The following is an 11,829-nucleotide window of genomic DNA, read 5'->3' as shown; positions in this document are numbered from 1 at the left end:
GCGGGGCGAAGGGGCGCAAATCTAGATAGAATAAATATTTTAAAAATTAAATAATTTTAAATGGGTTACAGGGCAGGGCCCCGGCTAAGGGGCGCTAAAAACGTTTTTTTACGATAATATTCACCACGGCAAGGAGGCAGAGAAATGGAAGAGTATCTAACTTTTGATGATGTGTTACTACTACCGCAGTATAGCGAAGTTGTACCGAGCAGGGTTGATACTACATCTTATTTAGTAAAAAATATCCATTTAAAAATCCCCTTTCTTTCTGCAGCGATGGATACTGTGACTGAATCCCAAATGGCAAAAGCTATGGCAAGAGAAGGTGCCGTTGGTGTTATTCATAAAAATATGTCGATTGAACAGCAAGCCTATGAGGTTTCAAAGGTAAAAAAGACAGAGAACGGGATTATATACGATCCCATAACAATTACGCCCGATACAACCGTTAAAGAAGCTGAAAAGATCATGAGAGAGTACAGAATTGGTGGATTACCAGTTGTGGATGATGATAAAGTTCTTTTGGGTATATTGACCAATAGAGATATTAGGTTTGAACAAAATATGGAAAAGAAAGCTAAAGAATTGATGACTCCCTACCAAAATTTAGTTGTAGCTGGTTCACATATATCTTTGGAAGAGGCAAAAGAGATACTTCATCAAAATAAAATAGAGAAATTGCCTATAGTAGATGATAAAAGACATATAAAAGGTTTGATAACGATAAAAGATATTACTTCCGTAATCGAAAACCCAAACGCAACACGAGATGATAAAGGGCGTTTAGTTGTTGGAGCTGCTGTTGGTGTTTCAGATGGTTTACAAAGAACGCAAGAATTAGTTGATGCAGGAGTCGATTTTGTTGTTTTAGATTCAGCCCATGGACATTCCAAAAATATTATTGAAACTTTAAAAAAGATAAAAGAAAGATTCCCGGAACTCCCTGTAATTGCTGGAAATATAGCTACTGCTGAAGCTGCCAAGATGTTAATAGAAAGCGGAGCAGATGCAGTAAAAGTTGGAATTGGACCAGGTTCTATTTGTACCACCAGAGTTATTTCCGGTGTGGGGGTACCACAGTTAAGTGCAATTATGAAAGTTTCAGAAGAAGCGAATAAATACGGCGTTCCTGTTATTGCAGATGGTGGGATAAGATATTCTGGAGATATCGTCAAAGCTTTAGCTGCAGGAGCCTCTACCGTGATGATGGGAAGTATTTTTGCAGGTACTGAAGAGGCACCTGGCGAAACGATAATTTATCAAGGTAGGAAGTTTAAAACATACAGAGGCATGGGTTCGATAGCAGCTATGGAAAGAGGAAGCAAAGATAGATATTTCCAAGAAGGTACACCAAATGAGAAACTTGTGCCAGAGGGTGTTGAAGCTATGGTAGCATACAAAGGTGAGGTAAAAGATGTTATAATACAATTAGTTGGAGGAGTCAAAGCTGGAATGGGGTATGTTGGTGCAAAAGATATCAAGGAATTACAGCAAAAGGCTAAATTTATAAAAATTACAACCGCAAGTATAACAGAAAGTCATCCACATGATGTAAAGATTACACGTGAAGCTCCGAATTATTTCTTTTCATCTTAGTTATTGATTTATGACGTATAATAGGCTGATCTTTCACCTACTTAAAGGGGTGGGCTGGCAGGGTCAAGGGATAAAAATTCTTTTATCCTTATGGGTGGGGAGCGGGGAGAAGGGTCGCTAAAACTAAGATTTAGAAGATATTCTTATAATTAAGCTTCAAAATTAAGGCTCTGATTTTAAAAGGGTCACAGGGCGGAGCCCTCCATCCCAGTTGGGTTAGGGACCGCAGGTCCCTCGTGGAGTATATGGAAGGGGAAACGATAGTATATATTTTAATGGAGAGGAAGTTATATGCAAACAAAAAACATTTTAGATTTTGAATATTCGGATTTACAAAGTTACTTACTCAATGAATTGGGACTTGAAAAATTTAGAACTGATCAAATTTGTGATTGGATTTATAAGAAAAGAGTTTTTGATTTCGAATCGATGACTAATTTATCTAAAGACGATAGACAAAAACTCAGTGATAATTTTAAAATATCTATTCCTCATATTGTTAAAAAAGAGGTTTCAAAGATAGATGGAACCACCAAATATCTTTTGGAGTTAGAGGATAAGAACACTGTTGAAGCGGTAATTATTTACTACCCTTCAAGAACGATAGCTTGTATATCAACACAAGTTGGTTGCCCACTGAAATGTTCTTTCTGCTCTACAGGACAAAGCGGTTACGTTAGAAATTTATCGACAGGTGAGATCATTGGTCAACTGTTAGCTATGGAAAAAGATAAAGAGATGGATGTAAAAAATGTTGTATACATGGGAATGGGTGAACCATTATTAAATTTTAACAACGTTGTTCAAACCATAGAGATATTAAACCATCCAAAGATGAAAAAGTTAGGGGCAAGACATATAACCATTTCAACCGCGGGAATTCCTCAGAAAATTGAAGAATTAGGAGATTTGAACAAAGAGTTTCGACTTTCTGTTTCACTTCACGCACCAACGAATCTTCAAAGAGATCAAATAATGCCAATAAATCATAAATATCCGGTAGAGCAGGTTATTCAGTCATGCCGAATTTATCAGAAAAAAACAAAAAAGAGGGTTACTTTTGAGTATATTTTGATAAAAGGATTTAATGATTCAAAAGAGGACGCTTTGAAATTAGTTGAACTATTTGGTGATTTGAAAGTGATGGTTAATTTAATTCCTGTCAATGAAAATCCAGCGGGCTTTGAAAAGCCGTCAAAAAGGTTTATTCAAGCTTTTTTGGATACTCTCGTTAAGAACGGAATTGATGCTGTGGTGCGAGCTGAGAAAGGTAGTGATATATCAGCCGCATGTGGCCAATTAAGAACTAGAGAGTTAAAAGAAGCTAATAGGTGAACATAATGATTAAAGTAAGAAAATTAATAAAAAATTTGATATTTTTTATTTTAGGGATAGTTGCCTCTGGAATATTTGCCTTTTTTTTTATGACAGTTTTTGCCAATAGTTCCAATATGGTTGAGATTCCATATTTGATCGGAGAAGATAAAAAGGTAGCAATCTCTTCTTTAGAGGAATTAAATCTAATTCCAAACGTAGTAGGTAATGGAGAAAAAGTTTTGTATACCGATCCTGAACCTGGTACAAAGGTAAAAGAAGGACATCACGTAATAGTCCAACTTAGAGAGATGAATACTCTGAAGATTCCTGATCTGATAGGTATACCTTCCGGAGTAGCACAACAGTTTTTAAGTGAGTACAACATAGCCTTTGAAATTAGAAATCAATTAACTTATAAACCTGAAGAAAATGATGTGGTATTGAACATGTCTCCAACACCAGGAAATAATTATAGTGGAGAAAGGGTGATTCTCTATGTCGGTAAATATGAAGGGAGTAATCAATGAGTTGGAGAAAGGGTATAGTTGTTAGATTTCATTCGGATATGGTAACCGTTCAAGATTTGGAAAGTAATCAAAAAATTAACTGCTTTCTCCCTGGTAGATTCAAATTACAGAAGATTAGGCCCATTGTTGGCGATTATGTAGAGTATTCTAAGGACCAACATAATACTTATGGAAGAATCGAAAACATTTTAGAGAGAAAAAATGAATTATACAGGCCTAGAGTAGCTAACTTGGATCAACTTGTTTTAGTTACCTCAATTAAAGAGCCTCAAGTAGATTTGATAGTAGTCGATAAAATCATAGTTCTCGCTGAAAAAGAGAAGCTTGATGTAGTCATAGTGTTAAACAAAACGGATTTGCTTGGTAGTGACGAAGAAAAAAGAGAAATGGAAAGATTTATAGAAATATATGGTAAAATTTATCCTGTGATTCCTACATCGAAATTAACGAAAAATAATTTAGATATATTAAAATCATATTTAAAAAACAAAGTATCGACCTTTGCAGGTCCTTCTGGAGTTGGAAAGTCCAGTTTATTGAATGTTTTAGATCCAAAATTGAAACTTAGAGAAGGAGAAATCTCCAAAAAATTAGGTAGAGGTAAACACACAACAACTTATGCTGAACTGCTTTATTTTGATTTTGGAGGATATATAGTCGACACACCTGGTTTTTCGAGTTTAGAGTTAAGGGGAATAAAAAAAGATGAAGTAAGGCGTTATTTCAGAGAATTTTTGGAATTTGACGGTTTTTGCCAATTTTCGAACTGTTCCCATACGGTTGAACCTGGATGTGCAATTAAAGAGGCTGTAGAGAACGGACAGATTTCGTTGAGTAGGTATACCAATTATTGTCAAATATACGAAGAAATAGAAGATAGTTCACTAAAATTACAATAGGGGTGTTTCAGTTTGATAAAAATATATCCTTCCATTTTAGCTGCTGATTTTTTGAATTTAGCTCAAGAGGTAGAGAAAGTTTCTAAAGATGCTGATGGAATACATCTCGATATTATGGATGGAGTGTTTGTTCCAAACATTACTTTTGGTTTTCCAATAGTAGAATCGATTAGAAAAAAATTTAAAGATATATATTTGGATGCTCATTTGATGATAGTTGAACCAGATAAATATTTAGAAAACTTTTCTAAGTCTGTGAATAGCATAACAGTGCATTATGAAGCGGTCACACATCTACACAGAACTGTATTAAAAATCAAAGAGTTGGGGTGTGAAGCAGGTGTTACTTTAAATCCGCATACTCCAGTGTCACTTTTAGAAGAAATTCTACCATATGTGGACAAGGTATTGATTATGTCGGTTAATCCAGGATTTACTGGACAACATTTTATAGAAACTACTTATGAAAAAGTGAGAAAATTAAGAAGGCTCTCTGATGAGAAAGGACTGAATGTTGAAATAATGGTTGATGGAGGAGTGAATAAACAGAACATTGGATTACTTCACCAAAGTGGCGTTAACACTTTTATCATTGGTGCCAGTGTGTTTTATTCAGAAAATCCTTCACAAGAGATAATCGAACTAAAAAAGGTGGCAGAAGATTTTGAGTGAGGTGTATTTGGCTACATCAAACAGAAACAAGGTAAGAGAAATCAATGAAATCTTGCAAAATATTGATATAAATGGAAGTATCACTGTTAAATATATATTTGATGAGATAAAAGAGGATAATTTTGAAGTAGAAGAGTATGGCGAAACTTATGTAGAAAATTCTGTTATTAAAGCTTGGGCTTATTCAAAATTAATAAAAAAACCGGTTTTTTCAGATGATTCTGGTTTGTCTATAATCTCTCTCGGAGGATTCCCTGGCGTGAACTCTGCAAGGTTCATGGAAAATCATTCCTATGAGCAGAAGATGAAGGAATTATTATCAATGCTGGAAAATGAAAAAGATAGAACCGCTTATTTTGCCTGTGCGGCGACGTATTTTGACCCTCAAAAAAATATTTTAGTTACTTGTCAAGAAGAAGTTTATGGTAAAATAGCTTTTGAGATAAGGGGAAAGAATGGTTTCGGTTACGATCCCATTTTTATTCCTGATGGATACGATTGTACTTTTGGAGAACTGACCAAAGACGTAAAAAATAGCATAAGTCATAGGGCAAAGGCTATAAAAAAGTTGCTTCTTTTTTTAAAAAGTGCTAAAATATTAGAAAATAAAGAGTAATTTTTCATAATATTGATTCAAAAGTGGATATTTTTTTGGTTTTATGGTATAATTTCGTTGAAGTTCCGTAGAATCAGGATTTAAGAATCTTTATCTGTTGAAAGGGGGAATGTTTGTGAATAAGAAAGATTTAGTTGATGCTTTTGCAAAGAAGGCTAACGTAACAAAGAAAGATGCAGAAAGTTTCGTTGATGCTTTTGTTGATGTAGTGTCTGAGGCTTTAAGTAAGGGTGAAGAGGTTAAGTTAGTTGGTTTTGGAACTTTCAAAGTTCAGAAAAGAGCAGCTAGAAAAGGTGTCAACCCACAAACTGGAAAAGCTATTAAGATTCCAGAAAAGATGGTTCCAAAATTCGTTCCTGGTAAAGAATTAAAAGATATGGTGAAGTAAATTCCAAAAAATGGGCAGGATTCCTGCCCATTTTTTTATGATAAAGACTTGATCACATGGGAGGGTTTCAAGTGATCTGGGCGATTTCAGATATCCACGGTATGTACGATACTTTAATTTCGCTTTTAAAACGGATACAGATCAAAGATTCTGACACAATGATTTTTCTTGGTGATTATGTGGACAGAGGACCTGATTCAAAAAAGGTGCTGGATCTTTTGATTACTTTAAGCAAACAGAGGAATCGTATTTTTTTAAAGGGGAACCATGACGATATGATGGTCGACTATTGTCAAAAAACTCATGAGTATGGAGAAGGTGTCTGGTTTTACAACGGTGCATTGTCGACAATTAAAAGTTTCAATAACAATATTGGGGAAGAGTATATAAACTTTTTAAAAGATCTACCTCTGTATTATGAGTTGGAAGTAGAAAACGAGAAATATTTGTTTGTACATGCGGGAGTTAATCCAAAAAAGTCACTTTCAAAACAAGATAAATGGGATTTGTTGTGGATAAGAGATGAATTTTTAAGTATGTCAGATAGGTTTTATAATTACACCGTCATTCATGGACATACTCCAACATTGTACTTAACAGGTGAAGATAAGATCTTTGTGAAACGAGATAATAATAAGAAAATAATAAGTGTAGATATAGATACGGGATGTGTGTACGGTGGGAAATTGACGGCCTTTGGAATCACTGAGGATAATAGACACGTAGTTTTACAAGCTGTTTGAAAAATCGATTTAAACTTCTTTAATCGTCTTTAATTGCCTTTAAACTCTTCTAATTAAAAATACTTCGACTTTCTAACTTTTTCAAAGAGTGATATAATTAAGTTTGAATAGTATCTTCTCTCTGAGAGGTGTGAGACAATGCTGAAAAAACTAAAAGATTACTGCAATTATTCACAGAGCCAGATTTTGAAACAAATTTTGGAAGAAAACGGTATACAAGTATTTTTAAAATCTCCCATTGGAATAGGTGGAGAATATTTCGGTGAAGGAGCAATTTACGATTTATATGTTGAGGATAAAGATTTTGAAAGCGCGATAGTTATAATTGAAGAATTGGAGAAGGGAGGAATTACTTTGTCTGAACTTAAAAAGACTCCGCTTTATGAAAGACATATAGAACTTGGAGCGAAGTTGGGAGAATTTGCAGGTTGGGAGCTTCCGTTATGGTATTCTTCTATTATTGATGAGCATAACGCAGTAAGAAATTGTGTTGGAGTTTTTGATGTATCTCATATGGGTGAATTATTTGTGCAAGGGAAAGATGCTCAGAAATTTGTAAATCACCTTATTACAAATAATGTGGAAAAGATACCCATTGGTAAAATTGTGTACTCTCCTATGTGTAACGAGGATGGTGGTATTTTAGATGATCTTCTCGCTTATAAATTAGACGAAGAAAAGATCTTGTTGGTAGTCAACGCATCTAATACTCAAAAAGATATTGATTGGGTAAGAAAGCAATCTTCTTCTTTTAATGTTGAGGTTATTAACAAGAGTGATGAATATTGCCAAATAGCTTTCCAAGGTCCTAAATCCCAGGATCAACTGCAAAAATATCTTAAAGATATTGATCTGGATAGTATAGAATATTATTCCTTCAAAATTCTAGGATTGGAAGGAGAAGAAGTAATATTATCAAGGACCGGATACACAGGTGAAGATGGTTTTGAGTTGTACCTGTCTCCAGCGATCGCTGTTAAAGTTTGGGATAGACTTATACAACTTGCTAAAGAGGTTGATGGGAAACCATGTGGTTTAGGAAGCAGGGATACTTTGAGATTCGAGCCTAAAATGCTCCTTTATGGCAACGATATGGATGAAAATACTACTCCTTTGGAGGCAGGTCTAAGTTGGACTGTTGATTTTAATAAAGAATTTATTGGTAAGGAAGCTTTGCTGAAACAAAAAGAAGAAGGAATCAAAAGAAAATTAGTTGGTATGGAAGTACACGACAAGATGCCCGTGAGACATGGGTATGAAATTTTCAAAGATAATGAAAATATAGGGTTTGTGACAAGTGGTGTAAAGTCTCCTACTTTGGGGAAAAATTTAGCCTTAGGCTATGTAAGTAAAGAATTTTCAAAATTAGAAACCATTGTGAGTATAAAAGCAAGGGAAAAGTTATTAGAAGCTGAGGTCGTGAAAACTCCGTTTTATAAAGGAAGTGTAAAAAGCACAAAGTAAAAATACGGGCAAAGGGGCGCTATATCAACTTTTATAAGAATAATAAAAAGAGGTGAGATGTTATAATGAATGATTTTCCATATTTACCCCATACCCAAAAAGACATAGAAGAAATGTTCTCTTTTTTGGGAATAAAAGATATAGATGAACTTTATCGAGATATTCCAGCACTGTTCAAAGGTGAGTTGAATATCCCATCGGGTTTGAGTGAATTAGAAGTTAAAGAAAGGCTAACCGATTTATCGCAAATGAATAAAAATATGGAAGAATACGGGATTTTTAGAGGTGCGGGAATTTACAATCATTATATTCCTTCTGTGATATATCCTTTAGCTTCAAATAGGAATTTTTTAACTGCATATACGCCTTACCAGGCTGAAGTTTCTCAGGGTACCCTCCAAATACTCTATGAGTATCAAACTCAAATTTGCAATCTTACGGGGATGGAAGTTTCTAATTCATCTATGTACGATGGTGCTTCAGCTTTAGCTGAGGCTATTTTAATGGCAAAAAGAATTAATGGTAAAAATCATGTTTTGATGTCTAAAACGGTTCATCCCGAGTATCAAGAAGTATCAAAAACCTATGTTGAAGTGCAAGGGATGAATATAGAGCAAATAGGCTATTTATCTGAAACGGGTCAATTAGATCTAGATGAATTAACTTCTAAAATCACCCAAGAAACATCTTGTGTTGTAGTTTCATATCCAAACTTTTTTGGTGTAATAGAAGATTTGAAAGCGATAAGAGAAAAGGTTCCTAGCGATGTTATTTTCATTGTAGTTACCTATCCAATCTCTTTAGGGTTGTTAGAAACTCCTGGAAAATTTGGGGTGGATATAGTAGTAGGAGAAGGTCAATCTTTAGGAAATACACCTTCATTTGGGGGACCGGGTTTGGGAATCTTCGCTTCCAAAAAAAAGTACATCCGAAAGATGCCTGGCAGAATTATCGGTGAAACCGTGGATCAAGATGGTAAAAGAGGATTTTGCATGATTTTGCAGACAAGGGAACAACATATAAGAAGAGAGAAGGCTACTTCTAATATATGTTCAAATCATGCATTCAATGCTCTTTTGGCTTCTTTGTATATGAATGTGATGGGAAAGCAAGGGATAAGAGAAGTTTCTCTTCAGAATTATCATAAAGCCCATTATCTAGCAAAAAAATTGGTAGAGACTGAAAAGTTTAAACCTGTATTTGACGGACCATTTTTTAACGAGTTTGTATTAGAAAGCAAAATTGATCCTGATCTTCTCAACGAAAAACTGTTGGAGCAACATTATTTTGGACCTTTGATACTGAAGAATTTTTATGAAGAAATGGGGAATAAGGTACTGTTTTGTGCAACAGAACTGACTAAAAAAAGAGATATCGACTTTTTATGTTCTTTCTTGGAGGGATTATCATGAAATTGATATTTGAAAAATCAGTTAGCGGGAGAACATCATATTCGCTTCCTAAATTGGATGTCAAAGAATCTCAGATAGATATACCAGAACATTTAGTTAGAAATGAAGCTCCGAATCTACCAGAACTTTACGAAGTTGATGTTGTTAGACATTACAATCAATTAGCCAGTCTAAACCATTCGGTTGATAGAGGTTTTTATCCTTTGGGTTCTTGTACAATGAAATACAATCCTTTTCTGAATGAAGAGGCTGCATCTTTGAATGGATTCAAATTTATTCATCCCTATCAAGAGGAAAGTACAGTACAAGGTGCGTTGGAATTGATGTATGAATTACAAGAATTTCTCAAAGAGATAACAGGGATGGATTATGTTACCCTGCAGCCTGCTGCTGGTGCCCATGGGGAGCTTACAGGAATGCTTGTTATTAAGAAATATCTACAAGAAAATAATTTAGGTCATAAAAATGAAGTTATCATACCAGATTCCGCTCATGGTACGAATCCTGCATCTGCGGTAATGGCAGGGTTTGAAGTGGTTAAAGTTAATTCGAATAATGAGGGAAGAGTCGATTTAGATCATTTGAAATCTTTAGTGAATGAAAATACTGCCGCTATTATGCTCACAAACCCAAATACTTTGGGATTGTTTGAAAAAGATATTCTGAAGATATCTGATTTGATGCATAAAAACAATGCCTTGTTGTACTACGATGGGGCGAATTTAAACGCAATAATGGGAAAAGTAAGACCTGGAGATAATGGTTTCGATGTTGTTCATCTAAATCTACACAAAACATTTTCCACCCCTCATGGAATGGGGGGACCTGGGAGTGGTCCTATAGCGGTAAAGTCTTTTTTAAAAGAGTATTTGCCTAAACCTATTGTGGGTATGAAAGAAAGTGGGGAATATTATTTTGATTATGATATCCCTAAAAGCATTGGTAAAGTACGTAGCTTTTATGGTAATTTTTTAGTACTAATCAAAGCATACACTTACATATTATCAATGGGCAAAGAAGGTTTGAAGAAGGTAAGTGAACTTGCAACTTTAAATGCGAATTATTTGAAAGAGAAGTTGTCGAAATTTTTAGACGTTGCTTATCCAGATGTCTGTAAGCATGAGTTTGTAATAAAAGGGACTTCGTTGAAAGATTATGGTGTAAGCACACTGGATTTTGCAAAAAGGCTCTTAGATTATGGTATGCATCCTCCAACAGTTTATTTTCCTTTGATAGTGGATGAAGCAATGATGATCGAACCAACCGAAACTGAAAGCAAAGAAACCTTGGATGAAGTTGCTTCTATATATGAGAAAATCTTAGAAGAAGCCAGAAAAGAACCAGATAAGTTAAAAGAAGCTCCTTTGACTTTAACTATTAAAAGATTGGACGAAATAAAAGCCAATAAGGATTTAAAGGTAAAATTTGAGTAGGCGTTGATAAGTTGGGGATGAGAGTTGAAGGTATTTGTTATATTAAGTCAAAAAAACAGTGAGGCAAAAATATCGACTTACGCCTCACTGTTTTCTTGTTTTAAACATTCTCCACAGATTCCATAGAAAGTGATTTCAACAGAGTCGATTTTGTTATCTTTTAATTCTTCTTCAGTAAAAGTTTTAAAACTAATTAATTTCTTTTCATCTATGAAATTTAATTTATCTAACTCTATATCTTGCACTTTTCCACAATTTTTGCAAATAAAATGCGCATGAGGGGTGATGTTAGAATCGTAATGAATTTTATTTTCAATTAAAATTTCTTTTACTAGTCCTGCATTTTCAAATAATTTTACAATGTTATACACTGAAGTGAAAGAAATCTGAGTTTCATTACTTTTTACTAACTTTTGATGCAATTGATCAATCGACGGATGTTCATTAGAGTTAAAAAGCTCAAAGGCTACTTTGAATCTATTTGGAGTAACCTTAATCTTGTTATCTTTTAATATTTTGATTATACTATTTTTATCGTATTTAATTTCCAACTCTACCACCTTAGTTTAAATTATTGGTTCTCTTCCAAAAAGTGTGGGTAGAAAAAATGAAATATGAACAAATGATTAAATAATCTGGTATCATGTAGAAGAACACAAAACATATAGGGAGTGATACCAGATGAGAAAAGAGTTACCAAAATTTTTTGAACAGATACTGAATATAACAGAGCCATGGTACATAGAAGAGATAGAACAACAA

General features: G+C 34.4%; 12 protein-coding genes. 11 read left to right on the top strand and 1 reads right to left on the bottom strand.

Annotated elements, in window-relative coordinates; genetic code table 11:
• The first annotated feature begins 144 nt into the window (after window positions 1-144).
• The 11 genes from guaB to gcvPB all read left to right on the top strand — a co-directional run bounded on the left by guaB (window position 145) and on the right by gcvPB (window position 11,067).
• On the top strand, window positions 145-1,596 hold the full coding sequence (gene guaB, locus X925_RS07575; RefSeq protein ID WP_121515477.1) for an IMP dehydrogenase: 1,452 nt from the start codon (window positions 145-147) through the stop codon (window positions 1,594-1,596).
• A gap of 291 nt (window positions 1,597-1,887) precedes the next feature.
• On the top strand, window positions 1,888-2,931 hold the full coding sequence (gene rlmN / locus X925_RS07570) for a 23S rRNA (adenine(2503)-C(2))-methyltransferase RlmN (protein ID WP_121515476.1): 1,044 nt from the start codon (window positions 1,888-1,890) through the stop codon (window positions 2,929-2,931).
• 5 nt (window positions 2,932-2,936) lie between these two features.
• Window positions 2,937-3,440: a PASTA domain-containing protein gene (locus X925_RS07565; protein WP_121959603.1), complete on the top strand. Its 504-nt coding sequence runs from the start codon at window positions 2,937-2,939 to the stop codon at window positions 3,438-3,440.
• On the top strand, window positions 3,437-4,339 hold the full coding sequence (rsgA, locus tag X925_RS07560) for a ribosome small subunit-dependent GTPase A (protein WP_121959602.1): 903 nt from the start codon (window positions 3,437-3,439) through the stop codon (window positions 4,337-4,339). The genes X925_RS07565 and rsgA overlap by 4 nt, the downstream gene beginning before the upstream one ends.
• A gap of 12 nt (window positions 4,340-4,351) precedes the next feature.
• On the top strand, window positions 4,352-5,011 hold the full coding sequence (gene rpe / locus X925_RS07555) for a ribulose-phosphate 3-epimerase (RefSeq protein ID WP_012209692.1): 660 nt from the start codon (window positions 4,352-4,354) through the stop codon (window positions 5,009-5,011).
• Window positions 5,004-5,627, top strand: coding sequence for an RdgB/HAM1 family non-canonical purine NTP pyrophosphatase (gene rdgB, locus X925_RS07550; RefSeq protein WP_121959601.1), 624 nt, complete (start codon window positions 5,004-5,006; stop codon window positions 5,625-5,627). The genes rpe and rdgB overlap by 8 nt, the downstream gene beginning before the upstream one ends.
• A 115-nt stretch (window positions 5,628-5,742) precedes the next feature.
• Window positions 5,743-6,015 carry an HU family DNA-binding protein gene (locus tag X925_RS07545; RefSeq protein WP_012209694.1) on the top strand — a complete coding sequence of 91 codons (273 nt, stop codon included), beginning with the start codon at window positions 5,743-5,745 and terminating at the stop codon, window positions 6,013-6,015.
• Between the two features lie 71 nt (window positions 6,016-6,086).
• Complete coding sequence (locus X925_RS07540; RefSeq protein ID WP_121959600.1) at window positions 6,087-6,758, top strand: metallophosphoesterase family protein; 672 nt, start codon at window positions 6,087-6,089, stop codon at window positions 6,756-6,758.
• 138 nt (window positions 6,759-6,896) lie between these two features.
• Window positions 6,897-8,222 carry a glycine cleavage system aminomethyltransferase GcvT gene (gene gcvT / locus X925_RS07535; RefSeq protein WP_103064804.1) on the top strand — a complete coding sequence of 442 codons (1,326 nt, stop codon included), beginning with the start codon at window positions 6,897-6,899 and terminating at the stop codon, window positions 8,220-8,222.
• A 65-nt stretch (window positions 8,223-8,287) separates the two neighbouring features.
• Window positions 8,288-9,634, top strand: coding sequence for an aminomethyl-transferring glycine dehydrogenase subunit GcvPA (gene gcvPA / locus X925_RS07530; protein WP_012209697.1), 1,347 nt, complete (start codon window positions 8,288-8,290; stop codon window positions 9,632-9,634).
• A complete protein-coding gene (gcvPB, locus tag X925_RS07525; RefSeq protein WP_012209698.1) occupies window positions 9,631-11,067 on the top strand; it encodes an aminomethyl-transferring glycine dehydrogenase subunit GcvPB in 1,437 nt (478 codons plus the stop codon). The genes gcvPA and gcvPB overlap by 4 nt, the downstream gene beginning before the upstream one ends.
• Window positions 11,068-11,144: 77 nt before the next feature.
• Here gcvPB and X925_RS07520 read toward each other — a convergent pair whose 3' ends face one another.
• Window positions 11,145-11,618 carry a Fur family transcriptional regulator gene (locus tag X925_RS07520; RefSeq protein ID WP_012209699.1) on the bottom strand — a complete coding sequence of 158 codons (474 nt, stop codon included), beginning with the start codon at window positions 11,616-11,618 and terminating at the stop codon, window positions 11,145-11,147.
• Window positions 11,619-11,829 lie beyond the last annotated feature (211 nt).

Source organism: Petrotoga sp. 9T1HF07.CasAA.8.2 (assembly GCF_002895585.1).
GTDB classification, from domain to species: Bacteria; Thermotogota; Thermotogae; order Petrotogales; family Petrotogaceae; genus Petrotoga; species Petrotoga mobilis.
This window is presented reverse-complemented; position numbering and strand designations above follow the sequence as displayed.